The organism is Myceligenerans pegani (genome assembly GCF_014892515.1).
In the GTDB taxonomy this organism is placed as follows: domain Bacteria; phylum Actinomycetota; class Actinomycetes; order Actinomycetales; family Cellulomonadaceae; genus Myceligenerans; species Myceligenerans pegani.
Genome location: NZ_JADBGR010000104.1, coordinates 156,052 through 181,480 on the forward strand (window position 1 = coordinate 156,052; position 25,429 = coordinate 181,480).

At 74.0% G+C, this 25,429-nt stretch carries 24 protein-coding genes; 18 read left to right on the forward strand and 6 right to left on the reverse strand.

What is annotated here, in order from left to right; all coding sequences use genetic code 11:
- Nucleotides 1-82: 82 nt before the first annotated feature.
- Nucleotides 83-2,551 carry an ATP-dependent DNA ligase gene (locus IIE03_RS18675; protein WP_192864273.1) on the reverse strand — a complete coding sequence of 823 codons (2,469 nt, stop codon included), beginning with the start codon at nt 2,549-2,551 and terminating at the stop codon, nt 83-85.
- Between the two features lie 173 nt (nt 2,552-2,724).
- Between IIE03_RS18675 and IIE03_RS18680 the strand changes: the two genes are divergently transcribed.
- The 7 genes from IIE03_RS18680 to IIE03_RS18710 all read left to right on the forward strand — a co-directional run bounded on the left by IIE03_RS18680 (nt 2,725) and on the right by IIE03_RS18710 (nt 11,601).
- Nucleotides 2,725-2,955 carry a glutaredoxin family protein gene (locus tag IIE03_RS18680; RefSeq protein WP_192864384.1) on the forward strand — a complete coding sequence of 77 codons (231 nt, stop codon included), beginning with the start codon at nt 2,725-2,727 and terminating at the stop codon, nt 2,953-2,955.
- Nucleotides 2,956-3,000: 45 nt separating this feature from the next.
- Nucleotides 3,001-3,807 (forward strand): non-homologous end joining protein Ku, encoded by an 807-nt coding sequence (gene ku / locus IIE03_RS18685; protein WP_192864274.1) that lies wholly within the window; start codon nt 3,001-3,003, stop codon nt 3,805-3,807.
- 144 nt (nt 3,808-3,951) lie between these two features.
- The gene (locus IIE03_RS18690) at nt 3,952-5,529 is read left to right on the forward strand and encodes a metallophosphoesterase family protein (RefSeq protein ID WP_192864275.1); all 1,578 of its coding nucleotides are present in this window, start codon (nt 3,952-3,954) and stop codon (nt 5,527-5,529) included.
- 20 nt (nt 5,530-5,549) lie between these two features.
- Nucleotides 5,550-6,293: a metal-dependent transcriptional regulator gene (locus IIE03_RS18695; RefSeq protein WP_192864276.1), complete on the forward strand. Its 744-nt coding sequence runs from the start codon at nt 5,550-5,552 to the stop codon at nt 6,291-6,293.
- A gap of 45 nt (nt 6,294-6,338) precedes the next feature.
- Nucleotides 6,339-6,983 carry a vitamin K epoxide reductase family protein gene (locus IIE03_RS18700; RefSeq protein WP_318843063.1) on the forward strand — a complete coding sequence of 215 codons (645 nt, stop codon included), beginning with the start codon at nt 6,339-6,341 and terminating at the stop codon, nt 6,981-6,983.
- 230 nt (nt 6,984-7,213) lie between these two features.
- Nucleotides 7,214-10,282: a leucine--tRNA ligase gene (leuS, locus tag IIE03_RS18705; protein WP_225997974.1), complete on the forward strand. Its 3,069-nt coding sequence runs from the start codon at nt 7,214-7,216 to the stop codon at nt 10,280-10,282.
- A gap of 128 nt (nt 10,283-10,410) precedes the next feature.
- Nucleotides 10,411-11,601: a YibE/F family protein gene (locus IIE03_RS18710; protein ID WP_192864277.1), complete on the forward strand. Its 1,191-nt coding sequence runs from the start codon at nt 10,411-10,413 to the stop codon at nt 11,599-11,601.
- Between the two features lie 127 nt (nt 11,602-11,728).
- Here the strand turns inward: IIE03_RS18710 and IIE03_RS18715 are convergent, their stop codons facing one another.
- Both IIE03_RS18715 and IIE03_RS18720 read right to left on the reverse strand, forming a co-directional pair.
- Nucleotides 11,729-12,367: a class I SAM-dependent methyltransferase gene (locus IIE03_RS18715; protein ID WP_192864278.1), complete on the reverse strand. Its 639-nt coding sequence runs from the start codon at nt 12,365-12,367 to the stop codon at nt 11,729-11,731.
- Entirely contained in the window at nt 12,364-13,434 is a 1,071-nt protein-coding gene (locus IIE03_RS18720; protein WP_225997975.1) for an NAD(P)/FAD-dependent oxidoreductase, read from the reverse strand. The genes IIE03_RS18715 and IIE03_RS18720 overlap by 4 nt, the downstream gene beginning before the upstream one ends.
- Nucleotides 13,435-13,499: 65 nt before the next feature.
- On the opposite strand from IIE03_RS18720, the gene IIE03_RS18725 reads away from it, so the two are divergent.
- Nucleotides 13,500-14,072 (forward strand): helix-turn-helix domain-containing protein, encoded by a 573-nt coding sequence (locus IIE03_RS18725; protein ID WP_318843064.1) that lies wholly within the window; start codon nt 13,500-13,502, stop codon nt 14,070-14,072.
- A gap of 19 nt (nt 14,073-14,091) precedes the next feature.
- Here the strand turns inward: IIE03_RS18725 and IIE03_RS18730 are convergent, their stop codons facing one another.
- Nucleotides 14,092-15,255 (reverse strand): GTP-binding protein, encoded by a 1,164-nt coding sequence (locus tag IIE03_RS18730; RefSeq protein WP_192864280.1) that lies wholly within the window; start codon nt 15,253-15,255, stop codon nt 14,092-14,094.
- 127 nt (nt 15,256-15,382) lie between these two features.
- Between IIE03_RS18730 and rpmB the strand changes: the two genes are divergently transcribed.
- The 7 genes from rpmB to rpmF all read left to right on the forward strand — a co-directional run bounded on the left by rpmB (nt 15,383) and on the right by rpmF (nt 18,129).
- On the forward strand, nt 15,383-15,619 hold the full coding sequence (rpmB, locus tag IIE03_RS18735) for a 50S ribosomal protein L28 (protein ID WP_192864281.1): 237 nt from the start codon (nt 15,383-15,385) through the stop codon (nt 15,617-15,619).
- Nucleotides 15,619-15,924 (forward strand): 30S ribosomal protein S14, encoded by a 306-nt coding sequence (rpsN, locus tag IIE03_RS18740; protein WP_192864282.1) that lies wholly within the window; start codon nt 15,619-15,621, stop codon nt 15,922-15,924. The genes rpmB and rpsN overlap by 1 nt, the downstream gene beginning before the upstream one ends.
- Before the next feature lie 138 nt (nt 15,925-16,062).
- The gene (ykgO, locus tag IIE03_RS18745; RefSeq protein ID WP_129787201.1) at nt 16,063-16,185 is read left to right on the forward strand and encodes a type B 50S ribosomal protein L36; all 123 of its coding nucleotides are present in this window, start codon (nt 16,063-16,065) and stop codon (nt 16,183-16,185) included.
- Nucleotides 16,185-16,355 (forward strand): 50S ribosomal protein L33, encoded by a 171-nt coding sequence (gene rpmG, locus IIE03_RS18750; protein WP_192864283.1) that lies wholly within the window; start codon nt 16,185-16,187, stop codon nt 16,353-16,355. Before ykgO ends, rpmG begins: the two co-directional genes overlap by 1 nt.
- A complete protein-coding gene (aztD, locus tag IIE03_RS18755) occupies nt 16,352-17,668 on the forward strand; it encodes a zinc metallochaperone AztD (protein WP_192864284.1) in 1,317 nt (438 codons plus the stop codon). Before rpmG ends, aztD begins: the two co-directional genes overlap by 4 nt.
- Before the next feature lie 3 nt (nt 17,669-17,671).
- Nucleotides 17,672-17,968 (forward strand): type B 50S ribosomal protein L31, encoded by a 297-nt coding sequence (locus IIE03_RS18760; RefSeq protein ID WP_192864285.1) that lies wholly within the window; start codon nt 17,672-17,674, stop codon nt 17,966-17,968.
- Entirely contained in the window at nt 17,968-18,129 is a 162-nt protein-coding gene (gene rpmF / locus IIE03_RS18765; RefSeq protein ID WP_192864286.1) for a 50S ribosomal protein L32, read from the forward strand. The genes IIE03_RS18760 and rpmF overlap by 1 nt, the downstream gene beginning before the upstream one ends.
- Before the next feature lie 68 nt (nt 18,130-18,197).
- Here the strand turns inward: rpmF and IIE03_RS18770 are convergent, their stop codons facing one another.
- Entirely contained in the window at nt 18,198-19,493 is a 1,296-nt protein-coding gene (locus IIE03_RS18770; RefSeq protein WP_192864287.1) for an ATP-grasp domain-containing protein, read from the reverse strand.
- 145 nt (nt 19,494-19,638) lie between these two features.
- On the opposite strand from IIE03_RS18770, the gene IIE03_RS18775 reads away from it, so the two are divergent.
- A complete protein-coding gene (locus tag IIE03_RS18775) occupies nt 19,639-20,541 on the forward strand; it encodes a DegV family protein (protein ID WP_192864288.1) in 903 nt (300 codons plus the stop codon).
- 30 nt (nt 20,542-20,571) lie between these two features.
- Here IIE03_RS18775 and IIE03_RS18780 read toward each other — a convergent pair whose 3' ends face one another.
- Nucleotides 20,572-21,441 carry an alpha/beta fold hydrolase gene (locus tag IIE03_RS18780; protein ID WP_192864289.1) on the reverse strand — a complete coding sequence of 290 codons (870 nt, stop codon included), beginning with the start codon at nt 21,439-21,441 and terminating at the stop codon, nt 20,572-20,574.
- 306 nt (nt 21,442-21,747) lie between these two features.
- On the opposite strand from IIE03_RS18780, the gene IIE03_RS18785 reads away from it, so the two are divergent.
- Complete coding sequence (locus IIE03_RS18785; RefSeq protein WP_192864290.1) at nt 21,748-22,650, forward strand: ComEA family DNA-binding protein; 903 nt, start codon at nt 21,748-21,750, stop codon at nt 22,648-22,650.
- Nucleotides 22,647-25,400: a ComEC/Rec2 family competence protein gene (locus IIE03_RS18790; RefSeq protein ID WP_192864291.1), complete on the forward strand. Its 2,754-nt coding sequence runs from the start codon at nt 22,647-22,649 to the stop codon at nt 25,398-25,400. Before IIE03_RS18785 ends, IIE03_RS18790 begins: the two co-directional genes overlap by 4 nt.
- The last annotated feature ends 29 nt before the right edge of the window (nt 25,401-25,429 follow it).

The following is a 25,429-nucleotide window of genomic DNA, read 5'->3' on the forward strand; positions in this document are numbered from 1 at the left end:
GCGGACGGTCGGAGGACGAGTCACACGGGCGGCCGCCGGACCGCAGTCCAGCACGACCAGGCGGCGACGGCGATCCTCGCGGTCAGATGTCGTCCGGGGTGCGATCCGGGCGCCAGCCGCGCCAGACCGGGTGACGCAGGCGTCCGTCCTCGGTCCAGCCGGAATGGGCGACCTCGCCCACGAGGACCGGCTCGCACCAGCGGGCGGCACGGGCGTCCAGACCGGGAACGTCGGTGACGGCGGCCTCCTCGGCACCGATCTCGCCCAGGCGCCGGACGATCTCGCGGCGTTCCTTCTCCGTGAAGCCCGTGCCCACCCGGCCCGCGAACCGGAGCCCGGCCGGCGCGCCGCCCTCGCCACCGGCCTCCCGCTCCGGCACCGCCAGGAGCAGCGCGCCCGCCGTCCGCAGGTCCGGACGGCCGGTGTCGGCGTGCATGGGGCGCCAGCCGACGACCACCACCTCCTGCGACTCGACGTGCTTCACCTTGAGCCAGTCGCGCGACCGTCGGCCCGGCACGTACCGCGACGCGCGGCGCTTGGCCACCACGCCCTCCAGCCGCAGCTCGAGCGAGGCGTCCAGCGCGGCGGGCCCGCCGACGTCGAGCACCGGAGGAACGTGCACGAGCCGTCCCTCCGACACGATCAGCTCCAGCGCCTCCCGGCGCGCAGACCAGGGCTCGCCCGTCAGGTCCCGGCCCCCGCTGCGCAGCACGTCGAAGAGGAACACCTCGACCCCGACCCGCCGTCGCGCCCGTTCGACGTCCCGCTCCTTGTACAGGTTCGCCCGCTGCTGCAGGAGGCGGAAGCTCGGCCGGCCGTCCGCGTCGAGGGCGACGACCTCACCGTCCAGCACCGCAGGGAGGTGCTCCGGGGCCACGGCGTCCGCAAGTGCCTGCAGCTCGGGAAACGTCGCGGTCATGTCGAGCCCGGCCCGGCTGACCAGGCGGACCTCGCCCGGGGCGGTGAGGTGCGCGAGCACCCGGAAGCCGTCCCACTTCATCTCGAAGGCCCAGTCGTCCGGGTCCAGGTGGGGCAGGCCGCGGGGGTCGGACGTGGTCGCGAGCATCGGACGCAGGCCCGTGGCGGGGTCGGTGCCGTCGTCGTCCACGGGGTCGTCCGGCGCGGCGGGCGCGGTCTCGGCGGCCTCGGCGGGCTGGGCCTTCGTGCGGTGGATCAGCCACTGGTTGCCGCCCGTGCGGATCAGCGCCAGCCGCCGGGTGCCGCGGCGCTCGCTGTGCAGCACGGCGATCACCTCGTCGTCGCGCCACTTCTCCGGTTCGTACGAGCCGGAGTCCCAGATGGTGACCTCTCCGGCGCCGTACTCGCCGCGGGGGATCGTGCCCTCGAAGGCGCCGTACTCCATGGGGTGGTCCTCGGTCTGGACCGCCAGGTGGTTGCGGCCCGGGTCGGTGGGCTCGCCGCGGGGCAGCGCCCAGGAGACCAGCACGCCGTCGTGCTCGAGGCGGAAGTCCCAGTGCAGGCGTGTGGCGTGGTGTTCCTGGATGACGTACGACGGCGGCCGGCCGGCCCCGTCGTCCGGCGTCGTCCCCGGCCGGTCGCCCGTGTCGCCGGACGGCTCCGGTGTGCGGGCCGGATCGCGTTTCGCGCGGTACTCCGCGAGCCGGGACCACGCGGCCATGCGCTCCGTCGTCGGCTCGAGCGCCGCGTAGTGGCCGCGCAGCAACGGGGCGAGCAGGTCGCCGTCGGCCGCCACGCGCTCGGTGACCTCGTGGATGTCGAGCTGCCGCAGGTCGGGGTCCTCCAGTTCCGCCCACGTGCGCGGCGCGGCGACCCAGGGGCGTTCCCGGCCCCGGGGGGAGTAGGGCGCGATCGTGGTCTTCGCGCCGTTGTTCTGCGACCAGTCGACGAAGACCTTTCCCGCGCGCAGGGACTTCTTCATGTCGCTGACGACGAGATCGGGGTGCTCGGCCTCGAGGTGCCGGGCGATCTCGCGGGCGACCGCGGTGACCTGCTCCGAGGTCGCCTGGGTCGGCCGGTCGAGCGCCGCGTAGAGGTGGAGGCCCTTGGAGCCGCTGGTCACGGGCAGCGGTTCGAGGTCCATCCCGGTGAGGACGTCGCGTGCCCAGCGGGCGACCTGCGCGCATTCGGCGAGCCCGGCGCCGGGTCCGGGGTCCAGGTCGAGGACGAGGCGGTCCGGGGGCAGCGCCGTGCCCGTGCGGCCGACGCGCCACTGCGGCGTGTGGATCTCCAGCGTCGCGGTCTGGCCGAGCCAGACGAGGGTGGCGACGTCGTCGACCAGGACGTACTCGTTGACCGACGTCTTGTGCCGGATCTCGTGCAGCGCCACCCACGACGGCGTTCCCGGGGCGGCGTTCTTCTGGAAGAACGACTGCCCGCCGGTGCCGTCGGGCCAGCGCTTGCGGGTGGCCGGGCGGCGCGTGACGTGCGGGAGCATGGCCGGCGCGAGCTGCGCGAGATAGTGCAGCACCTCGCCCTTCGTGGTGCCCGTGGCCGGGTACAGCACCTTGTCCAGGTTGGACAGGCGCAGGCGGCGGTCGTCGACGGTGACGATGGTGTCGGGTTCGGCCATGTCCTCATGGTCCGCACCTGCGACGAGATTCACATCTCGACACACCATGATCGTTGCCTGACCTTTACCTCCTGGTGGGTGTTCGGGGTCTAGGCTCGTCGCCCGTGAACTCGTCAGAACGCCAGCCCGTTGTCGTCGCCGACATCGCGCATCGCCGGCCGGATCGCCTCACCATGTACGGGGCGCCGTGGTGCCGTGACTGCCGGAGGTCCAAGGCGATGCTCGACATCCGCCGCGTCGACTTCGACTACGTCGACCTCGAGTGCCATCCGGGGCGGGCGGGCGAGGCGGAGGACATCTCGGGCCGCAAGAGCATCCCGGTCATCGTGTTCCCCGACGGCTCCCACCTGGTCGAGCCCAGCAACGCGGAACTGGCCGCCCACCTCGACCACCGAGGGCTGTGACCTGGACTTCTCGCGCTCCCGCCGGATCTGGCGCACCATCGTGGTATGCGCGCGATCTGGAAGGGCGCCGTCACCTTCGGGCTCGTCAACGTCCCGGTCAAGCTCTACAGCGCGACCGAGGGACACGACGTGCCCCTGCACCAGGTGCACGACGCCGACGGCGGGCGCATCCGCTACCGCAGGATCTGCGAGCTCGACGGCGAGGAGGTGCCGTACGAGCACATCGACCGCGCCTACGACGACGGCGAGCACACCGTGGTGGTCACCAGGGACGACCTGGCGGCGCTGCCGGCCGAGAAGGACCGCGAGATCGGCGTCGTCGAGTTCGTGCCCAGCGACCAGATCGACCCGATCATGCTCGACAAGACCTACTACCTCGAGCCCGACTCCAAGTCCACCAAGGCGTACGTGCTGCTGCGCCGCACGCTCGAGGAGACCGAGCGGACCGCGATCGTGAAGTTCGCGCTGCGCCAGCGTACCCGGCTGGCCGCGCTGCGGGTGCGGGACGAGGTGCTGGTGCTGCAGACCCTGCTGTGGGCGGACGAGATCCGCGAGGCGTCGTTCGGCTCCCTCGACGAGCCGGCCGCGGTCACGGACCAGGAGCTGAAGATGTCGGCACAGCTCGTGACGAGCTTCGAGTCCGACTTCGCGCCGGAGGACTACACCGACGAGTACCAGGCCCAGCTCCGCGCGCTGATCGACGCGAAGATCGAGCAGGGCGACGTCATCGACACGGAGGCGACGTTCGGCGAGGCGGCCGCCGAGAAGGAGGAGGGCGGCAAGGTCATCGACCTCATGGAGGCCCTCAAGCGCAGCGTCGACCAGGCCAAGAAGGAGCGCCGCACGGGCTGACCACCTCCGCCCGCCTGCAGCCGGCCGCCGTCGGGCACGGCGATGAGCACGACGACGACGTTGCGGAGATCCGGACCGACGCCGTCGTCGTGCCCGGCGCGGACCGGGACACGGGGGTGAGGACCCGGGCATAAGGTTGTGCCGATGCACGATCCGAAGCACACGCCGCCACGCTGGTTGCGGTGGACCGTCGCCGTCGTGGCCACGCTGCTGGTCTGCGCCGGATTCGGCGCGACGACGGCCCGCGCCGAGCTGAGCCTCGGCCCCCACCAGGCGTTGTACGAGGTGACGGGCGACCCGCACCTGGTGGTGGACCTCGGGCCCCTCGGCCGGATCGTGTCGTCCTCACCGCTGCCCCTCGGGCTCGGCGTGACGGTCACGGTGAAGGAGATCCCCGCCGACCTGACCGCCGTCGACGCGCCCCGCACGCTCGACGCCATGAGCCGGGACCTCGACGCCTACCTGCAGTTCTTCGACTCGCCCGGGCAGACGATCGACACCGCGTCCCGGGCGCTCGTCGAGGACGCGGTGATCCGGACGCTGGTCGCGTTCGGCGTCGTCGTGCTGTTCTGCTTCGCCGTCCGCGAGGCGCTCGGCGCACAGCGACGCGGCGAGCTGGCGGCGCGGATCGCCCCGCGCACCTGGCAGCTCACGGGCGCGGCCGTACTCGTGGTCTTCGTCTGGGCGACGTCCACCGGGAGCGTCCCGGAGCGCCGGACCACCGAGCCCGCCGAGGCCTCGATGGTCTTCGCCGGCACGCCCCTGGAGGGCGCCACGCTCACCGGCCGCCTCGCCCGCGTCATCGACACGTACTCCGGCCAGCTCGCCGGGCTCTACCGGAACAACTCGGGCTACTACACGGTCGCCCGGGAGAACCTGGAAGCGGCGTGGGACGAGGCGGACGCCCGCGAGGTCGCGCCACCGCCGCCGGACACCCTGACCGTGCTGCTGATCTCCGACCTGCACTGCAACACCGGCATGACGCCGCTGGTGCGGACCGCCGCGGTGCGGTCCGGGGCCGGTCTCGTGCTCAACGCGGGCGACACGACGATCAACGGGACCGACGTCGAGAACGTGTGCGTCGACTCGTTCGCCACCGCCGTGCCCGACGACGTGCCGTTCGTCGTGTCCGACGGCAACCACGACTCGGTGCTGACCTCGGCGGCCGAACGCCGGCAGGGCCAGATCGTCCTCGACGGCGAGATCGTGGAGGCGGCGGGGCTGCGCATCCTCGGCGACCGGGACCCGCTGGAGACCCGCATCGGCGGCGGGACCACCGCGATCCGCGAGGAGACGCCCGCCGAGGCCGGTCGGCGGCTGCGCGACGTCGCCTGCGAGGCGCGCGACGCCGGCGAGCGGATCGACGTCCTGCTCGTGCACACGCCCGCCGTCGGCGACGCAGGCCTCCGCTCCGGGTGCGTTCCGTTCCAGCTCAGCGGCCACATGCACCAGCGCATCGGCCCGGACGCGATCGGCTACGGCCTGCGGTACGTGAACAGCACCACCGGGGGCGCGAGCCTCGGGAAGCTGTCGGTCGGTCCGCTCCAGTACCCGGCGGCGATGACCGTGCTGCGGTTCGACACCGTGTCGCGGTCGTTCACGCAGCTCCGGGAGATCGTCGTCGAGCCGGACCAGTCGGTCACCGTGGGGGACTGGGAGTCCATGCCGCCCGCGTGGCCGATCCCCGGCACGGAACCGGTCCGGCCGGGCGAGCCGCGCTGAGCGGCCGATAGGCTCGTGGCGTGAACGTCTCCCCGCCTTCCGTGCCCGCCGAGCTGACGCCCGTTGCGCAGGACTACCTCAAGGCGGTCTGGTCCGAGCAGGAGTGGTCCACCAAGAAGGTCACCTCCAAACAGCTCTCGGACCGGCTCGGGGTCGGGGCCTCCACGGTGTCCGAGACGGTTCGCCGGCTCTGCGACCAGGGCCTCCTCGACCACGCGCCGTACGGGGCGGTGGAGCTGACCGAGTCCGGGCGGCGGCTCGCGCTGCAGATGGTGCGGCGCCACCGGCTGCTCGAGACGTTCCTGGTCAACGAACTCGGCTACGGCTGGGACGAGGTGCACGACGAGGCCGAGATCCTCGAGCACGCCGTGAGCGACCTGCTGGTCGAACGGCTCGACGCGCGGCTCGGCCGCCCCGGCCGCGACCCGCACGGCGACCCGATCCCGGCCGCCGACGGGACCGTGGTGCGGCCGGCGGCCGTGCCCATGTCGGAGATGGGGGCCGGGGAGTCCGGCGTCGTCGTACGGATCTCGGATGCCGACCCGGATGCCCTGCGGTACCTCGACGAGATCGGACTGGGACTCGACGCGCGGGTCTCGGTGACGACGCGGCGCGAGTTCGCGGGAACGCTCCACGTGGCCTGGGCGTCGCCCACCGAGGCGCCCGACGACGGCGGACGTGGCGCGGCGGGCGCCGGGCCCGTGGCGGGCTCCACGGACCTGGGCCTCCTGGCCGCCTCCCGGGTCTGGGTCCACCGGGAATGACGACTCTCTCAGCGGGGGTCCAGGGTCGGACGGTATGTTGATTTTGTGAACGAGAAGACCGTGACGGCCGTGGCGTCGTCGGACGATGTTGTCGCGCCCGCCGGCCCGAAGCCGCTTCGCGAGCGGACGATGGCGCTCCTGCTCCTGGCGCTGGGTGCGATCGGGTTCGCCGCCTCGTTCGCGCTGGCGTGGGAGAAGTACCTGGCGTTCGTCGAGCCGGACCGCGCCGCGTCGTGCACGCTCAACCTGTTCGTCACGTGCAGCGCCGCCATGGAGTCGTGGCAGGGCGCGCTGCTCGGCTTCCCGAACCCCTACCTCGGCGTCGCGGCCTTCCCCGTGGTGGTCACCACCGGCGTCGTGCTGTTGACCGGGGCGCGGCTGCCGCGGTGGTACTGGACGTCCCTGCTGGTCGGGACGGTGCTGGGGCAGGCGCTCGTGTTCTTCCTGATGTGGACGAGCTTCTACGCGATCGTGGCGCTGTGCCCGTACTGCATGGTCGTGTGGACGATCATGTGGCCGCTGCTGTGGTACCAGATCGTGCGCGGGGCGCAGACCGGGGACCTGCCGATGGGCGCCGGGCTGCGGGACGCGCTGGTCGCGAACCGCACGATCATCCTCGTCATCGGCTACGTGGCCGCGGTGGGCTGGCTCCTGCTGGCCGTGGGCGCCGACCTCGTCCGCTCCTTCTGACCTTCTGAGCGGTCGGCCGCTTGTCGCTCGGCAACCGGCCGACCGCATGGTTGCCGCGTTCCCCTGCGCCTGGCATCCTGGATGCGTGAGGTCCATCCGCTCGCTGCTTATGTAGCCGCACCGGCTCCGCCCATGATCGGGCACACCCGGTGCGGCCGCCCCCGTGCGCTCCTCGGAGCGCGGGGGCTTTTTCGTGCCCGGAACCCGATCTCGCAGATGGAGCCGCGACCATGACCGACACGATGTCCTCCGGTGCCGCCGAGAGCCCGCCGAGCCCGGTCACCGGCCGGGTGCCCTCCGACCGCGGACCGGTGACGAGCCCGATCACCGGCCGGCCCGGGTCCGAGCCCGGCTCGGTCGGTAGAATCCCGCGGGTGACGACCCCCGCCGCTGAACGCACCACGAGCACGCCCGAAGGCCCCCGCTACCGCTACACCCCGGAACTCGCGCAGGAGATCGAGCTGCGCTGGCAGGACCGGTGGGAGGAGCGCGGCACGTTCCACGCCGCGAACCCGTCGGGCGAGCTGACGGGGCCGGACGGCGCGCACGCCTCGGGCAGCCCGTACTTCATCATGGACATGTTCCCGTACCCGTCGGGGGCGGGCCTGCACGTCGGGCACCCGCTGGGTTTCATCGCCACCGACGTGGTGGGCCGGTTCCGGCGCATGTGCGGCGACAACGTGCTGCACACCATGGGCTTCGACGCCTTCGGCCTGCCCGCCGAGCAGTACGCCGTCGCCACGGGCGAGCACCCCCGCGGGGTCACCGAGCGGAACATGGTCACCTACCGGCGCCAGCTGCGCCGCGCCGGCCTGGCGCACGACCAGCGCCGCACCTTCGCCACGATCGACCCCGGGTACGTCCGCTGGACCCAGTGGATCTTCCTGCAGATCTTCGAGTCCTGGTACGACGCCGACAGCGGGCGTGCCCGCCGCATCTCCGAGCTGCGCGACGAGCTGGCCGCCGGCACCCGTCCCGTGCCCGGGCACGACGGCGACAACACCGGCGGCGCGATCTGGGCAGCCCTGAGCGAGGCCGAGCGTCGCGACGTCGTCGACGCCCAGCGGCTGGCCTACGTCGACTCCTCGCCCGTGAACTGGTGCCCGGGCCTGGGCACGGTGCTGGCGAACGAGGAGGTCACGAGCGAGGGCCGGTCCGAGCGCGGCAACTTCCCGGTGTTCACCAAGAACCTGCGCCAGTGGAAGATGCGCATCACGGCGTACGCGGACCGCCTGATCGACGACCTGGAGCTGATCGACTGGCCGGACAAGGTCAAGACGATGCAGCGCAACTGGATCGGCCGGTCGCACGGCGCGCACGTGCGGTTCGACGTCGTCGGCACGGCCGACAACGACGCCGCGGGCGCGGGCGAGGAGATCGAGGTCTTCACCACCCGCCCCGACACGCTGTTCGGCGCGACGTTCATGGTGGTCGCGCCCGAGCACCCGCTGCTGGACGAGGTCCCGGTCGCCTGGCCCGACGGCACCAAGAGCGTCTGGACCGGCGGGCACGAGAGCCCGGCGGCGGCCGTGGCCGCGTACCGCAAGGAGGCGTCGGGCAAGAGCGCCGTCGAGCGCCAGGCCGACGCCGGCAAGAAGACCGGCGTCTTCACGGGCCACCTGGCCGTGAACCCCGTGAACGGCACGCACATCCCGGTCTTCACCGCGGACTACGTCCTGATGGGGTACGGCACCGGCGCGATCATGGCCGTTCCGGGTGGCGACGAGCGTGACCACGACTTCGCGCGTGCGTACGACCTGCCGGTGATCTACACCGTCGCGCCCGAGGGCGGCCTGCCCGACGACTTCGAGGGCGCGTACTCCGGTGAGGGCGTCGCGATCAACTCGTCCAACGACGAGCTGAGCCTGGACGGGCTGGGTGTCGACGAGGCCAAGGCCCGCATCATCGCCTGGCTCAGCGAGAACGGCGTCGGGCAGGGCACCACCACGTACCGCCTGAACGACTGGCTGTTCTCCCGGCAGCGGTACTGGGGCGAGCCGTTCCCCGTCGTGTGGGACGAGGACGACCGGCCGGTCGCCGTCCCGGACAGCATGCTGCCCGTCGACCTGCCCGACGTGCCGGACTACGCGCCGCGCACCTTCGAGCCCGACGACGTGCACTCCGAGCCCGAGGCGCCCCTGGGCCGCAACGAGGACTGGGTGAACGTGACCCTGGACCTGGGCGACGGCCCGAGGCGGTACCGGCGCGACACGAACACCATGCCGAACTGGGCGGGCTCGTGCTGGTACTACCTGCGCTACCTGGACCCGTCGGACACCGAGCACGCCGTCGACCCCGAGCTGGAGAAGTACTGGATGGGGCCGAGGCACAACGCGACGTCGGGCGTCGCGGGCGGCGTCGACCTGTACGTCGGCGGCGTGGAGCACGCCGTGCTGCACCTGCTGTACGCGCGGTTCTGGCACAAGGTCCTGTTCGACCTGGGCTACGTGTCGAGCCTGGAGCCGTTCGGCCGGCTGTTCAACCAGGGCTACATCCAGGCGTACGCGTACACGGACTCCCGCGGGGCGTACGTGCCTGCCGAGGAGGTCGAGGGCGATGAGCAGACCGGCTTCACCTGGCAGGGGCAGCCGGTCAACCGGGAGTACGGGAAGATCGGCAAGTCGCTGAAGAACGTCGTCTCGCCGGACGACATGTACGAGGCCTACGGCGCCGACACCTTCCGCGTCTACGAGATGTCGATGGGCCCGCTGGACCAGTCGCGGCCGTGGAACACGCGCGACGTCGTCGGCTCGCAGCGGTTCCTGCAGCGGCTGTGGCGCAACGTCGTGTCCGAGGAGACCGGTGAGGTCACCGTGACCGACGACGCCCCCGACGCCGCCACCCTGCGCGTGCTGCACCGCACCATCGCGGACGTGCGCACCGAGATGGAGGGCATGCGCCCCAATACGGCCATCGCGAAGTTGATCACGCTGAACAACCACCTGACGGGGCTGGACAGCGTGCCGCGCGCGGCGGTGGAGCCACTGGTCCTGATGACGGCGCCCGTGGCGCCGCACATCGCCGAGGAGCTGTGGGAGAAGCTGGGGCACACCGAGTCCCTGGCCCACGAGCCCTTCCCGGAGGCGGACGAGACGTACCTGGTGGCCGAGACCGTGACCTGCGTGGTCCAGGTCCAGGGCAAGGTGCGGGCCAAGATGGAGGTCTCGCCGGACGTCTCCGACGAGGACCTGGAGGCGGCCGCCCTGGCGGAGCCGAACGTGGTCCGTTTCCTGGACGGCCGCGGGGTGCGGAAGGTGATCGTCCGGGCGCCGAAGCTGGTCAACATCGTGCCGGCCTGAGGCCGGGCGAGCCAGGCCCCGCCGAGCCGCCGGGCCCGGCGGGACCTGTCGGGCCGGGCCACGCGCCGCGCCCCGCCCGGCACGGTCGCCTGCGTGCCCGGGGCCGTGGGACGTGTCAGCATTCCGCCATGGCGCAGTCCGTTCTCGACACCCCGTCCCCTTCGCACGCGCACGGCGGCCCGGTGGCCCCGGCGTCGCGCAGAACCCGGACAGTCCTCGCCGCGGCGCTGATCCCGGCGATGCTCGCCACGCTCGCCGGGCTGTTCCTGCTGTGGCCCGCCGGCGGCGCGGTGCCCGACCGGGTGCCCGCCGTCGTCGAGGGGGCGACGACGGTCGACGCGACCGTCCTCGAGGCGCCGCCCGAGGGCGCGAGCGTCCGGGTGCGGCTCGCCGACGGGGAGGAGAGCACCATGGCGTCTCCCGGCCCGTCGGTGCCGCTGTCGCCCGGAGACCGGATCGTGGCCGTGGACATCTCGACCGTCTCCCCGATGTCGCCGGACCCGCTGGTCTTCAAGGACCATCAGCGCAGGGTGCCGGTGGGCTGGCTGGCCGCCGCCTACGCCGTCGTCGTGCTCGCCGTGGCCCGGTGGCGCGGGCTGGCCGCGCTCGCCGGGCTCGGCATCGCGTTCGTCGTGTTCCTCGGCTTCACCATGCCGGCCCTGCTCACGGGCGAGTCCGCGCTGGGTGTGGCGCTGGTGACGTCGTCGCTGGTGATGTTCGTGACGCTGTACCTGGCGCACGGCCTGAGCGCCCGGACCTCGGCAGCACTGCTGGGGACGTTGCTCGGGCTCGCGCTGACGGCGGGAATCGGGGTGTGGGCGGCGGGCGCGACGTATCTCGGCGCGGCCGACCACGACGCCCAGTTCCTCCTGACCGAGGCGCCCCTGACGGACCTGCGGGGTGTGGCGCTGTGCGGGCTGGTGCTCGCGGGCATGGGCGTGCTCAACGACGTGACGATCACCCAGGCGTCGGCCGTGTGGGAACTGCGGGAGGTCGCGCCCGGCGCGCCGCGGCATGTGCTGTTCGCCCGGGCGATGCGGATCGGGCGCGACCACATCGCCTCCACCGTCTACACGATCGCGTTCGCCTACGTGGGCGCGGCGCTGCCGCTGCTCATGATGGTGTCACTGGTGGACCAGTCGCCGGTGCTGGCGCTGACCTCGGGCGAGATCGCGGAGGAGGTGGTCCGCACCCTGGTGGGCTCGATCGGCCTGGTGCTGGCCATCCCCATCACGACCGCGATCGCCGCGCTGGCGGTGCCGGGCCCGGCGCGGGAGCGCGTGGAGGCTCACCCGCCGGCCGCCCCGGCGCCCCTCTGACCCGCGCCGCCCGAGGTCGGTCGCATGTCGAGTGGTCGGTCGCTTGTCGCAAGATCGGTCGCCCGGGGAGCCGACGTCGCGACAAGCGGCCGACCGCACGCTCGGAGGAGGCGTCCGCACACCCGGCTCAGCGGCCGCGCCGGACCAGCACGACGCTGTCGAGCAGGGTCGCGGGCTCTCCGTCGGGGCTCGTGGTGGCGCGCTCCCGGGTCTCCGCCGCGAGGACGGTCCAGGCGTCGCCGAGCGCCAGGGCGGCCAGGTCCCCCTCCGGGCTCGGGAACGGGTAGCCGTCCACCATCTCCGGCGGGGCCCAGGACGGCGCCGCGGCATGGGCGAGGACGAGCAGCCGACCCCCGGGCGCGACGAACGACGCGGCCCGCCGGAGGATGTCGGGACGCGGGATCTCCACGGGCCACGACTGCAGGAACGACGCCGTGACCAGGTCGTACCTCCGCTCCGTGGTCCAGGTGGCGAGGTCTGCGGCGAGGAGTTCGAGCCGGTCCGGCGGGATGCAGGCCGCGGCCGCGGCGGCCCGCCCGCGGGCGACGGCGGTGGGGGAGAGGTCGACGCCGGTCACGGCCCAGCCCTGCCGGGCGAGCCAGACGGCGTCGCCGCCCTCGCCGCAGCCCAGGTCGAGCGCGCGGCCGGGCGGCAGCTCGCCGGCGACGTCGGCGACGACCTGGTTGACGCGCCCCGACCAGACCTTGTCGGCTCCGGCGTAGCGGTCCTCCCAGAACTGCGCGGGGCTCGTCGTGTCGCTGCTCATCGTGCGGTGTCCTGGGCGGTTTCCTGGGCGGCTTCCTGGGCGGCGTCCGGCCCTGTGGCAGCGGCCGGAACTCCGTCCGGGCCCGTCGTCCCGCCGGCATCGGCCTGCCCGGCAACGGCGAGGTCGAAGTCCTCCGTGACCAGAGCCATGTTCACTGCGCCGCCCGTCATCGCGCCCGCGCCCGTCGCCATGGGTACCGTCGCGGCCGGGTTGACCACGTTGCCGACCGCCCAGATGCGCGGGGCGCTCGTCCGGCCCTGCTCGTCCACCGCGACGAAGCTCCCCACGGGAGTCTCGGACCGGGCCAGACCCAGGTGCGCGAGGAAGGCGTCGTGCGGCTCGGGCTGCCCGCCGGAGAAGATCGCGTCCACCGCGACGACGGCGCCGTCGGCCGTGCGCACCCCCGTGATGGTCTCGCCCTCGCCCAGCACTTCGGCCACGGGAGAGGCGACGAGCTCGATGCCGCGTGCGCGCAGCCGCGTCTCCAGCTCGGGATCGAGTGCGGCGGCGCCGTCGGCGAACACCACGACGTCGTCGCTCCACTGCCGGATGAGCTGCGCGCGGTGCAGGTCCATCGGGGACGTCACGAGGACGCCGAGGCGCCGGTCCCGTACCTCCCAGCCGTGGCAGTAGGGGCAGTGCAGCACCGTCCTGCCCCAGCGCTCGGCGAGGCCGGGCACGTCCGGGAGCCGGTCGGTCATCCCGGTGGCGACCACCAGGGCTCGCGCGGACAGGCCGGTCCCGTCGTCGAGCGAGACGACGACGGCCCGGTCGCCCTCGTCCACGCGCTCCACCGTGCCGCCGCGGATCTCGACGCCGTAGCCGGCGGCCTCCTGCCGCCCGCGGGCCAGCAGGTCGGCCGGGTCGGTGCCCTCGTTGCCGAGCACGCCGTGCATGTGCGCGGCGAAGCGGTTGCGCGGGCTGCCGGCGTCCACCACGAGGACCCGGCGCCTGGCCCGGCCCAGCATCAGTGCCGACGACAGCCCCGCCGCGCCGCCGCCGATCACGATCACGTCCCATGCCCCGGGCATCGCCTCGTGCACGGTCTCGTTCAGGGTCTCGTTCATGCGGCCACCATCTCCGGGCCGCTAGGCTTGTGCAAGCAATCTTGCAGAATTGGCAAGGAGGAACCGTGGCGGAGGAACTGCGGCAGATCGGCCCGCGGCTGCGCGCCGCGCGTCGCGCGCGGGGCTGGACCCTGGACGAGCTGGCCTCCCGCGCGGGAATGTCGGCCAGCACCCTCTCGCGGCTGGAGTCCGGCAAGCGGCAGGCGAGCCTCGAACTGCTGCTGCCGCTCACCCGCCGGCTCGGGATCCGCGTGGACGACCTGCTGCCGCCCGAGGACGCCGACCCGCGCGTGCGGCGGCCGGCGATCCGGCGCGACGGGATGGTCATCGCGCCGCTCGCCCCCGAAGGATCGCCGATCCACACGTACAAGATCACCTACCCGCCCGTGACGGCGCTCCCCGAGCAGCGGGTCCACGACGGCTACGAATGGCTCTACGTGCTCACCGGCAAGCTGCGCCTGCGGCTCGGCGCGCAGGACCTGGTGCTCACCCGCGGCGAGGCCGCCGAGTTCGACACCCGCACCCCGCACGCCATGAGCGCCGCGGGCGGCAGGCCTGCCCAGGTGATCAGCATCTTCAACGACGACGGCGCCCGCATCCATACCCGCACGGACGCGCCGGACGGGGAAGACGGCTGATCCGGCCGGCCGGCCGGGATCAGGAGCGGGAGCCGAGCCAGGGGCTCAGGACGTCCTGGCGGCCCAGCCAGGACAGGCCGCCGTCGGCGATCTCGTCCGGGCGGACGAGCGCGTCGTGGAAGGCGTCGACCAGCTCGTGACGGGCGTCCTGCTCGGCGCTCGCGTCGACGTCGTCCGCCGATCCGACGACGACGATCCGCGTGTGCGGCTCGGCCGACGCCGCGGCCTCGTCCCAGGTGCCGAGGTCGCCGAGGAAGAGCTGACCGCCGGCGCCGTCCCACAGGCAGGCCGACAGCGGCCGGTCCACCACGTGGAACACGCCGCGGCTGCGCATCCGCCCCGTGCCGAGGTCCTCGATGCGGTCCAGCAGGCGTTCCGGGTGGAACGGCCGGTCCGAACGCAGCTCCAGGGTCCAGCTCCGGTCGCCCGCGGCGCGTCCGGCCTGTGTGCCGCCCGGCGCCCGGCGCGCCCCGAGCGGGTTGCTGCGGCGTTCGCCGCGCACCGGGTCGTGGCGGCCCGCGGCCAGCTCGGCGGCCGTCACGCCGTGCAGGCCCTCCACCCGGGCCGAGTCCTCGGCGCGGAGCCGGTCCATGAGTCCCGACCCCGTGGGTGCCGCCGCCGCCTCGCCGGCGGCCATGATCAGGTCGGCGTGCTCCACCTGAGCGGCGAGGGCCTCGCCCACGGAGCGCTCGTCGTCGGGCGTCAGGGCGATGCCGCGCTCGGCGAGGAGGTCGGCGGCGAGCAGGTCGTGCTCGAACGTCTCGACATCGGCCACGGTCGCGGCGGTCGCGATCCGGGCCCCGTCCAGGACGCCGCCGCGCTGCGTCTCCGCGGTGAGGGCGCGCGTCACCGGCAGCGACTCGGCGCTGACGGGCAGCGCCATGATGACGTCGCTCCAGCGTCCGTCCTCGGTCAGCGCCGCGAGCGTGGGCAGCGCGTCCTCCCGCACGGCGCACGACAGGCACGCGTGCTCGAGCGGCACCAGCACCTGTTCGACGACGCCGGACGCGTCGACCACCACGCGCCGGATCAGGCCCTCGTCGGCGAGGATGTCGTGCCGCAGCGCCACGGTGCCGGGCGAGTCGACGACGAGCCCGAGCACGGCGGAGTCGCGCAGGACGGGGTCGACCGACGCGAGCACGCTGATGGGGACGCGCTGGTCGGTGGGGCGGGGACGGGGCATGCGGACCTCCTCGTGATCGGCGCGCGGGTGACCGGGCGGCAACCCACGCGCATTTGATAACCATTCTCAGCCGGGTGTACTGTACCCCGAGTTTGAGAACGATTGTCATGAGCGAGGAGAGGAAGCCATGTCGGCCGTCTGCCAGGTGCTCGGCACCAAACCCGGGTTCGGGAACTCGGTGTCGCACTCCCATCGGCGCACCAAGCGCCGCTGGAACCCGAATATCCAGAAGAAGCGCTACTGGGTGCCGTCGCTCGGGCGGCACGTCACGCTCCGCGTGAGCACGAAGGGCATCAAGACGATCGACCGGCGGGGGATCGACGTCGTCGTGGCCGAGATCCTCGCCCGCGGGGAGAAGGTCTGATGGCCAAGAAGTCGAAGATCGCCGCCGACGAGCGCCGCCGCGCCGTCGTCGCGAGGTACGCCGAGCGGCGCGCGGAGCTCAAGCGCGTGATCGCCTCCCCGTCCGCCACCGAGGAGGCGAAGGCCGAGGCCGCCGCCGAGCTCCGGCGCCAGCCGCGCGACGCCAGCGCCACCCGCGTGCGCAACCGCGACACGGTCGACGGCCGGCCCCGCGCCTACCTGCGCAAGTTCGGGCTGTCCCGCATCCGGCTGCGCGAGATGGCCCACCGCGGCGAGCTCCCGGGCGTCACCAAGTCCAGCTGGTGACCGCGGCCCCGGCTGACCGTCGTTCAGCAGGGCCCCGCAGACGTTGCCGGCGCCTCGAAGAGGCTGCGCGGCCCTGCTGAACGGAAGTCGGCAGGCGTGCCGCTCCGGCGACAGGACCGAGAAAGAAGGAGAACCGAGATGAAGGTGCGCGCCTCCCTGCGCTCCCTGAAGGACAAGCCCGGCGCGAAGGTGGTCCGCCGCCGGGGCAAGACGTTCGTGATCAACAAGCTCAACCCGCGCTGGAAGGCGAGGCAGGGCTGATGGCCACCAAGCGCGCCGACGTGCGCCCGATCATCCGCATGGTCTCCACCGCGGGGACCGGCTTCACCTACGTCACCCGCAAGAACCGGCGCAACGACCCGGACCGGCTCGTGCTGCGCAAGTACGACCCGGTGGTCCGGCGCCACGTCGAATTCAAGGAGTCCCGATGAAGACCCTGTCCTACGCCCGCCTGGTGGCCGCAGCGCTCCCGCTCGCGCTGCTGGGGGCCTGCGCCTCGACCGGTTCCGCCGGCGAGGACGGCGCCGAGGCGACACCGTCGGCCTCGGCGAGCCGTGAGGCGACCGAGGCGCAGTCGCGTACGGCGCGCATCGCCGTCACGTACGACGGCGGCATCAAGGTGCTCGACGCGCTCAGCCTGGAGGAGGTCGGCGACATCCCGCTCGACGGCTTCAACCGGCTCAACCCGGCCGGCGACGAGCAGCACCTCATGGTGTCCACCACCGGTGGCTTCCAGGTGCTCGATCTGGGTACGTGGGCCGCGGCGCACGGCGACCACGCGCACTACTGGACGGCGGACCCGGTGCTGACCGACACGGTGTACCCGGCGACCGAGCCCGGGCACGTCGTCGTCCACGAGGGACGGACGGCGCTGTTCGACGACGGGACGGGGACGGTCTCCGTGATCGACACCGAGCACGTGTCCCACGGCGAGGTGGCGCGGGAGGAGGTCCTCCCGGCGCCGCACCACGGCGTGGCGGTCGAGCTCAGCGACGACACGCTCGTCGTCTCCGAGGGGACCGAGGAGGAGCGCAGCGGCATCCGGATCCTGGACGCCGACGGCGAGGAGATCGCCGCGAGCGACGACTGCCCCGGCGTGCACGGCGAGGCCATGGCGGCCGACGAGGCGGTCCTGATCGGCTGCGAGGACGGTGCGATCCTCGTGCACGACGGCGAGATCACGAAGGTGGACGCGCCCGACTCCTACGGACGGATCGGCAACCAGGCGGGCTCCGAGGAGTCGCCGGTGGTGCTGGGCGACTACAAGGTGGACCCGGACGCCGAGCTCGAGCGCCCCGAGCGCGTCTCCCTGATCGACACCCGGACGGGCGAGCTCACGCTGGTGGACCTGCCGTCGTCGTACACCTTCCGGTCGCTGGCGCGCGGGGACGACGGCGAGGCGCTGGTCCTCGGGACCGACGGCAGCGTGCACGTGATCGACCCCGAGAAGGGGGAGCTCGTCGACTCGATCGAGGTGATCGACCCCTGGGAGGAGCCGCTCGAGTGGCAGGAGCCGCGCCCGGCGATCCTCACGCTGGACGGGTCCGTGTACGTGACCGACCCGGCGAACGACTCCATCCACGCCGTGGACGTCGAGACCGGCGAGGTGTGGAACTCGGCGGAGCTGGGCGTGACGCCGAACGAGATCGAGGGCGTGCTGGGAGAGGCGCCCGAGCACGACGCGCACGAGGGGCACGACCACGAGGACGAGGGCCACGACGACCACGAGCACGAGGAGGGCTGACCGATGAAGCAGGGCATCCACCCCGAGTACGGGCCGGTGGTGTTCCGCGACCGGAGCGCGGGCTTCGCGTTCCTGACGCGGTCCACCCTCGCCGGCCGCACGGCGGCCGGGCCCGGCCGCCCGGCCGCCACGATCGAGTGGGAGGACGGCAACACCTACCCCGTGGTCGACGTCGACATCTCCAGCGCGAGCCACCCGTTCTGGACGGGCAACTCCCGTGTGGTCGACACCGCCGGGCGCGTCGAGCGGTTCCGGCAGCGGTACGGGCGCGGCGGCACGAGCGCGAAGGGGCGTGCCTGATGGCGGTCCCGAAGCGGAAGATGTCGCGCTCGCGGACGCGGTCCCGCCGCGCGCAGTGGAAGACGAGCCTGCCCGAGCTGGTCGCGGTCACCGCCCCGGACGGGAGCGTGGTGCAGGTGCCCCGGCGCCTGGCCCGCGCGGCCCGGCGCGGGCTGCTGTGATCCGCGGCTGAACACGCGCGGCCCGGTCCGGGATGGGGGTCCCGGACCGGGCCGCGTCTTGTGTGGGTTCAGGAGCGCGCCGGGAGGGGGACGTCGTGGCGTACCTCCAGGGTCAGGCCGGCCATGATCTCGTCCGCCCAGTCGCTCGCGCGGTCGCCGTCGCGGTCCGCCACCACGACGTGCCCGATCCGGTCGTTGTTGTCCGCCGCGCGGAGCACCGCGCCCGGGCGGGGCAGGTCGTGCGCGACCACGCGGGCGTCGTCGGCCAGCGTCCCGGAGCCCGTGATCTCCGAGAGGAAGCCGTCCTCCGGGGCCAGGAGGAACCGCACGGCGGCGCTCCCGGCCGACGGCGCGTCCGCGGCGGGCTCGCGGCCCAGGGCCAGGTCGGTCAGCACGCGCAGCGGGTCGTAGCCCGTCACGAGCCGCACCAGTTCGAAGATGTACCCGCCGCCCTGGCGCGGGTTGAGCTCCACCAGCCGCGGTCCCTCGGTCGTGAGCCGCACCTCGGTGTGGCTGATGCCGTGCGTGTAGCCGACGGCGCCGAGCACGCGCGTGACGTGGTCCGTGATCGCGGTGCGGGTGGCGGGGTCCAGCGGTGCGGGGAAGTCGTGCCCGCTCTCCACGTAGCCGACGGCGTCCGCCCCGCCCGCGACGGGACGGCTCACCTCCGTCACCGACTTGGCGGTGATGCCGAGCACCGTGGTCACGCCGTGGCGAGTCACCGCCTCGACGCTGTACTCGGGGCCGTCCAGCACCCGTTCGAGCAGTGCGAGCCGGGCCAGCGGCTGGTCCCTGGTGTTCCGCTCGGGGGCGGTGACCTCGGCGAACGCGTCGGCCAGGCCGGCCTCGCCGGACACGCGCCGCACGGCGGTGCCGGAGTTCAGGTCCACAGGCTTGACCACCACGGGGTAGCCCAGCGCGCCCGCGGCGGCTCGCGCCTCCTCCCACGTCGCGGCCACCGCATGCGGCACGTCGGGGAGGCCCGCACGCGCCACGGCGGCCCGCACCAGGTGCTTGTTCGTCGCGGTGCGCAGCGCGTCGGCCGGCGAGCCGGGCAGCCCGAGCGCCTCGGCCACGACGGCGACCGTCGGGAGGTAGTAGTCGCAGGTCGTCAGGACGCCGTGGATGTCGTGGCGGTCGGCGACGTCCCGGGCGGCGCCGACCACGACGTCGTCGTCGTTGGTCTCGGCGACCACGACCTCGGCGGCATGGGCGAGCACCGGGTGCGTGCCGCCGCCGGGCAGGGCGTAGACCCGCGGATCGCGAGTGACCAGCACGTACTCGTGCCCGAGCGAGCGTAGCAACGGCGGGAGGCTCAGTCCGGTGGACTGCAGCCAGCTCTCGATCATCAGCAGGGTGGGCACGGGGAAGGACCTTCCTGGCTCGTCGGAACGATTCGCGCAGGATCGTATCGCGACTTCGATATTCATTCTCACCACGCGCGTGGGGCCTGTGGACGACGACGGCGCGGCGCCCGGCGGGGCGATCTGCCGATAGAATCGCCCGGCCATGCCACTCTTTCGCCGACCGTCCAGCGCTCGGGGCCGGGGAACGCGCTCGAACCAGGCGGTCCGTGTCGTCACCGACTCGACCTCGTGCCTGCCGGTGGACACCCCGGAGCCGGGGCCGCACGTCGTCCCCCTGCGGGTCGTGACCGAGCGCGAGTCCTACGACGAGGGCGTGGACGTCACCGCCGCCGACGTCGTCCGGATGCTCGACGCCGGAACCCGCGTCACCACGTCCCAGCCGTCGCCGGAACGTTTCGCCGAGACGTACCGGGCGCTCGCCGACGACGGCGCCCGCGCGATCGTCTCCCTGCACCTGTCGGGCGAGCTGTCCGGCACGGTGGGCGCGGCGAGCGCGGCCGCGGTCCGGTCACCGCTGGCGGTGCGCGTCGTCGACTCCCGCACCGTCGGGCCCGGCCTGGGGTTCGCCGCCCGCGCGGCCGCGGAGTGCGCGGCCGCGGGGTGCGACGCCGCCCACGTCGCGGCGCGGGCGCGCGCGGTGGCGGACTCGTCGACCTCGGTGTTCGTCGTCGACACGCTGGAGCACCTGCGGCGCGGCGGGCGCCTGTCCGGCCCCGTGGCCGCGCTCGGGACCGTGCTCGGCGTCCGGCCGATCCTGACGACACGGGCCGGCCGGATCGAACTGGCCCAGCGGGTCCGCACCCGCGCGGCCGGGATGGAACGCCTGCTCGACCTGGCGGGCGAGTCCATCGCGGCCGCGACCCGACCGGTCGTGGCCGTGCAGCACTTCGGCGCCCCCGACCGCGCCGGCACCCTGGCGGGGCGGCTGCGCACGCGCACCCGTGCCGAGGTGGAGATCTCGGACATCAGCGCGGTCGTCGGGGTGCACGTCGGCCCGGGGACCCTCGCCGTCGTCGTCGCCGATCTCGGGGACCACGAGCACTGACGGCGGGCCGGCCGGCCACTGGCGGCACGGTCAGACGTCGATCACCTCGCGGAGCGTGGTCGCGAAGCCCTCCGGGTCGCCCGCGAGCTGACCGTACTCGCCGCCGCCGAAGCCGCCGTGGCCGCCGGGGAACACGACCGGCGGCCGGCCGAGGCGTTCCGCGATGCTGCGGGACGTGCGGCCGGTGATCTCCTCACCCGTCTCGGCGCCGACCCCCACCACGACGCGGGGTTCGGGGCGGGTGAGGGCGTCCCAGTCGGGCTCGTGGCGCGGCAGCCAGTGCATGCTGGACCCGAGCATCACGTCGTCGCGTGCGCCGTCGTCCTCGGCCGGGAGGCCGAACGCGGCCGGGTCCGGCGCGGGACGGCCCAGATAGTCGGGACCCAGCTCGCCGGACTCCATGACCAGCGCGATGAACTTGGCCATCGCGCGGCCGGAACCCTGCTCGCGGTAGGTCTCGTAGACGTCCTGCATCGCCGCGACGACGGCGTCGCGGTCCGGCAGGAGCACCGGCAGCGGCGGCTCGTGCGCGACGACGGTGCGCAGCAGCTCGGGACGGCGCACGGCGAGCTCCAGGGCGACGACGGCGCCCCCGCTCGAGCCCATGAGGTCCACCGGCGCGTCGCCCACCGCCTCGATCACGCGGCGCACGTCGTCGACGTGATCGGCGAGCAGGGTGCCGCTGCCGGGCTCACGGGTGCTGCGTTCGACGCCCCGGGGATCGTAGGTGACGACCCTCCGGTCGGTGAGATGGGAGACGAGGCTGCCGAAGCCGTGGGCGCCCATGGGCAGGCCGATCACGACGAGCGTCCGGGCATCGGACGGCGACGTCGGCTCGTGCACGTCGTAGGCCAGCACCGCGCCGGGGGCGTCCAGGGTGAGGGTCTTCTTCTCGGGCATGGGATCTCCTTCGGGGGGCCGGCCGGCGGGTGCCCGCCGGTCGATGGGGTGGACGCCGGTGGGACACGGAACTCATCGCCGCTCGTCGCGGTCCTTTCGTCGTGGCCATTCTGTCGAGGCGTTCGCCGCGCCGCCTGCCCGGGGAAAGGATCGAGGAAACCGCTCGGATCCGCGCCGCGAACCGGGCCTCGCCCTCCCGGCTCAGGCGGAAGAGACGCCGACTGCGGGCTGGGGAGTACGGGAGTTGTGCACAGGCAGCGCCACGAGCCGGATGACGGCGTGTCACGCCTGCCTAGCGTCGTGGCCATGAGAGCAGATGCGGACGTGATGTCGGCGGCGCCGGAGACCGCCGACGACCTCGTGGGCCGGCTGCGGCAGCGGCGATCGGCGGCCAGGGTCGCGAGCGCCTACGCGGCGGCCCACGGACACCCGGTCGGGGCCGACGCCGACGGGACCGGACGGCGCTGGGCCCTCGGCGCGCGGCCCGGCGTCGTCGCCGTCGTGGCCGTGCTCCTGCTCGCCGGCGTCGCCGCCGCCGTCGCGCTCGGGTGGGACACGCTCGGGAGCGGCGGGGTACGACCGATCGCGTCGGCCGGTGCGGCCGGCGACGGCAACGGGGGCACGGCGGGTGAGGCCGGCCACGACGGCGGGTCCGGGCCCGCGGGCGGCCGAGCCGAACCGGGTGGTGGGGGACCGGGTGACGGGGGACCGGGACCGGGTGGCGTGGAGACGGCCGGCGACGTCCGGACCCAGGGAACGGCGGGCGCCGGCGTCGTGGCGCACGTCGTGGGCGCGGTGCGCGAACCCGGGCTCGTCGAACTGCCCGGCGGTGCGCGCATCGCGGACGCCGTCGCGGCGGCGGGCGGGCCGACGAACGACGCCGACCTGTCCGGCGTGAACCTCGCGCGCCCCGTCGCCGACGGCGAACAGATCCACGTACCGCGCCCGGGAGAGGCGCCCGTGGCCTCCCCCGCCGCGGGCGGAGACGCACCGGCCGCCACGGACGCCGGAGGCGGCGCGACGGTCGACCTCAACACCGCCGACGCCGCCACGCTCGAGACCCTCCCCGGCATCGGACCCGCACTGGCGCAGCGGATCATCGACTGGCGCGCCACCCACGGCCCCTTCGCGACCGTCGACGAACTGGACGACGTCTCCGGCATCGGACCGGCCGTGCTGGAACAGATCCGCCCGGCGGCGCGCGTATGAGAGCCGTCGACCTGCGGCTGGCGCCCGCCGCCGTGCTGGCCTGGGTCGCCGCCTGGGCGGCGACCGGCGGGACCGGCGCCCCGGCGCTCGCGGCGGCCTGCGGATGGCTGGCGGCGCTCGCGGGCGCCTCGGTGATCGTGCTGGCCGGGCTCCGGGGGGCCACGCGGCACAGGGCCGTGACGAATGGGGTTCTGACCGGCCCGGGCGTGGCCGCCGGCGTCGTGACGAGTCTGGTGGCGCACGTCGCGCTCGCCGCCGCGTGCTCCCTCGCCGTCGTCGCGACCGCCGCCGTGCAGACGGCGCGCGCCGCGACGATCGAGGACCTCGCCGACGAAGCCTCCACGGCCCGGCTGACGGGCACGGTGGCCTCGCAACCCGAGCCCGTCCCGTGGGGAAGCCCGTCATCGGCCCGGTCCGTCCGGTTCGTGATGGACGTCAGCGACGTGACCGCGCGGGGAGTGACGACCACGGCCCGCGCCCACGTGGCGGTGACCTGGGCCCCAACAGAGGACACGAAGGCGGGGGCGAAGAGCCGGGAGACAGCGACCACGGGGACGGGAAGTCAGGGAACAGGGAGCCAGGGAACAGCGAGCCAGGAGACAGGCAGCGGAGCACCCGAGATCCTCGGCAGCCGAGGGAGCGACACCGCGCACGGTCCGCGGTTCGGCGGGGTCGTCGAGGTGCGGGGCGGACTGCGTCCCGCCGAACCGGGCCGGCCCGAGTCCGCGCGGCTGACCGCCGACACCCTGACCGTGCAGCGATCCCCGCCGGCAGCGCTCCGGCTGCTCGACCGGCACCGGGACGCCCTCATGGCAGTGACCGCCGACCTCCCGCCCCAGGGCCGGGGCCTCGTCCCCGGCGCGGCGATCGGCGACACCACGCGGCTGCCGGAGGACCTGGCGGACGCGATGAGGGCGAGCAGCCTCACTCACATCACGGCGGTCTCCGGAGGTCACTTCGCCATCGTGATCGCCCTGCTCACCGGGATCGCCGGAACGCTGGGCGCGCCCCGCTGGGCCCGGATCGTCCTCCTGGCGGTGGCCGGCGCGGCATTCGTCGCGCTCGTCCGGCCGGAACCAAGCGTGCTCCGGGCCGCCGTCATGGCCGGGTTCGCCCTGGCCGGGATCGTGCTCGGACGCCCCGCCCAGTCCGTACCGGCGCTCGCGGGAACGGTGATCGGGCTGCTGGTGGCCGATCCGTGGCTGTCGCGCTCGTTCGGTTTCGTGCTGTCGGCGGCGGCCACCGCCGGGCTGGTGCTGCTCGTGCCCCCGCTCGTGGCGCGCATCGCTCCGTGGACCGGGAAGGCGTTCGCCTTTGCCCTGGCCGTCCCGCTCGCCGCGCAGGCCGCGTGCGGGCCGGTGCTCGTCCTCCTCGAGCCGGAGGTGTCACTCGTGTCCGTCCCCGCCAATCTCCTGGCGACGCCGGCGCTCGTTCCGGCGACGGTGCTCGGCCTCGCCGCGACGGTCCTCGCCCCCTGGTGGCCCTGGGCGGCGGCCCTCGTGGCCTGGGCGGCGAGCGGGGCGACCTGGTGGATCGCGCAGGTGGCGCTCCATGCCGCGGCTCTGCCCGGACGCGCCCTGCCGTGGCCGGGCGGGGCTGCCGGCGCTCTGCTGCTCGCCGTGGCGACGGCGGCCGTGCTCGCCCTCGTGCGGGCCTGGCACCCACGGGGGTGGCCGGACGCCTGGCGTCGTTCCGCGCGGTCCGGACTCCGCCGGATGCACCGGGCCGTCGGCGGGAGTGTGCCCGGGGCTCTGGCATCGGGCGGTGGGACGACTCGCGGCGTGTCGCGGGGCGGTGGGGCGACTCGTGGAGCGTCGCCGGGCGGGCGCGGCGCGCCGGGTGGCGGGACCGCCCCTGTCCTTGCCGGGATCGTCGTCGTGGGTGTGACGGCCGGCCTCGTCGTGCTCGCGGTGCCGCGCGTGGTCGCTCGCTCGGCCGTGCCACCGGACTGGGTCGTCGCCGCGTGCGACGTCGGGCAGGGCGACGGGCTCGCGGTTCGTACCGGGCCGGCGTCGGCGGTGGTCGTGGACGTGGGGCCCGACGGCGACGCGACGGGCCGGTGCCTCGACGAGCTCGGCGTGACGCGGGTGGACCTGCTGGTGCTCAGTCACTTCCATGCCGATCACGTGGGCGGCCTGACCGCGGTGCTCGAAGGCCGTGAGGTGAGGTCCGCCCTGGTCTCACCGCTTCCGGAGCCCGCCGCAGGCGCGGCGCGGACCATGGACGAACTGGCGGCGGCCGATGTCCCCGTGCGCAGTCCTCTCGCCGGGGAGCGCGGGGCCGCGGGGGACACGAGCTGGGAGGTGCTGCTCTCGGGGCTTCCCGGCGCCACGCCGGGCGCCTCCCCGGGGAGCGGGGCCGGCGGCGCGGCGGGCGAGGGCTCGGGCGCGAACGACGCCAGTGTCATCCTGCTCGTCCGGGTGGCCGGGCTGGACGTCGTCCTGCTCGGCGACCTGGAGGACGCCGGCCAGGCCGCCCTCCTGGCGGAGACGCGTCGTCGCGGGATCGCCGACGTCGACGTCGTGAAGGTCGCTCACCACGGGTCACGTGTCCAGTCGCGGGCCCTCGCCGAGCAGCTGAGCCCGGCCGTGGCGCTGGTCTCCGTGGGAGGCGACAACGAGTACGGTCATCCGACGGACACGGCGCTCGACCTGTACTCGGGCGTGGGCGCGGCGGTGCTCCGGACCGACGAGTGCGGCACGTTCGCGCTGGTGGTTCGCGGCGGGGACCTGGCCGTGGGCGGATGCTGACGCGGGCGATCCCGCGCGGCGCGCCGCGC

Bases quoted from the DNA above. Each gene is read 5' to 3' on its own strand.
- IIE03_RS18675 (WP_192864273.1), bottom strand. From the start codon at position 2,551: ATGGCCGAACCCGACACCATCGTCACCGTCGACGACCGCCGCCTGCGC.
- IIE03_RS18680 (WP_192864384.1), top strand. From the start codon at position 2,725: ATGTACGGGGCGCCGTGGTGCCGTGACTGCCGGAGGTCCAAGGCGATG.
- ku (WP_192864274.1), top strand. From the start codon at position 3,001: ATGCGCGCGATCTGGAAGGGCGCCGTCACCTTCGGGCTCGTCAACGTC.
- IIE03_RS18690 (WP_192864275.1), top strand. From the start codon at position 3,952: ATGCACGATCCGAAGCACACGCCGCCACGCTGGTTGCGGTGGACCGTC.
- leuS (WP_225997974.1), top strand. From the start codon at position 7,214: ATGACCGACACGATGTCCTCCGGTGCCGCCGAGAGCCCGCCGAGCCCG.
- IIE03_RS18710 (WP_192864277.1), top strand. From the start codon at position 10,411: ATGGCGCAGTCCGTTCTCGACACCCCGTCCCCTTCGCACGCGCACGGC.
- IIE03_RS18715 (WP_192864278.1), bottom strand. From the start codon at position 12,367: ATGAGCAGCGACACGACGAGCCCCGCGCAGTTCTGGGAGGACCGCTAC.
- IIE03_RS18720 (WP_225997975.1), bottom strand. From the start codon at position 13,434: ATGAACGAGACCCTGAACGAGACCGTGCACGAGGCGATGCCCGGGGCA.
- IIE03_RS18730 (WP_192864280.1), bottom strand. From the start codon at position 15,255: ATGCCCCGTCCCCGCCCCACCGACCAGCGCGTCCCCATCAGCGTGCTC.
- rpmB (WP_192864281.1), top strand. From the start codon at position 15,383: ATGTCGGCCGTCTGCCAGGTGCTCGGCACCAAACCCGGGTTCGGGAAC.
- rpsN (WP_192864282.1), top strand. From the start codon at position 15,619: ATGGCCAAGAAGTCGAAGATCGCCGCCGACGAGCGCCGCCGCGCCGTC.
- ykgO (WP_129787201.1), top strand. From the start codon at position 16,063: ATGAAGGTGCGCGCCTCCCTGCGCTCCCTGAAGGACAAGCCCGGCGCG.
- rpmG (WP_192864283.1), top strand. From the start codon at position 16,185: ATGGCCACCAAGCGCGCCGACGTGCGCCCGATCATCCGCATGGTCTCC.
- aztD (WP_192864284.1), top strand. From the start codon at position 16,352: ATGAAGACCCTGTCCTACGCCCGCCTGGTGGCCGCAGCGCTCCCGCTC.
- IIE03_RS18760 (WP_192864285.1), top strand. From the start codon at position 17,672: ATGAAGCAGGGCATCCACCCCGAGTACGGGCCGGTGGTGTTCCGCGAC.
- rpmF (WP_192864286.1), top strand. From the start codon at position 17,968: ATGGCGGTCCCGAAGCGGAAGATGTCGCGCTCGCGGACGCGGTCCCGC.
- IIE03_RS18775 (WP_192864288.1), top strand. From the start codon at position 19,639: ATGCCACTCTTTCGCCGACCGTCCAGCGCTCGGGGCCGGGGAACGCGC.
- IIE03_RS18780 (WP_192864289.1), bottom strand. From the start codon at position 21,441: ATGCCCGAGAAGAAGACCCTCACCCTGGACGCCCCCGGCGCGGTGCTG.
- IIE03_RS18785 (WP_192864290.1), top strand. From the start codon at position 21,748: ATGAGAGCAGATGCGGACGTGATGTCGGCGGCGCCGGAGACCGCCGAC.
- IIE03_RS18790 (WP_192864291.1), top strand. From the start codon at position 22,647: ATGAGAGCCGTCGACCTGCGGCTGGCGCCCGCCGCCGTGCTGGCCTGG.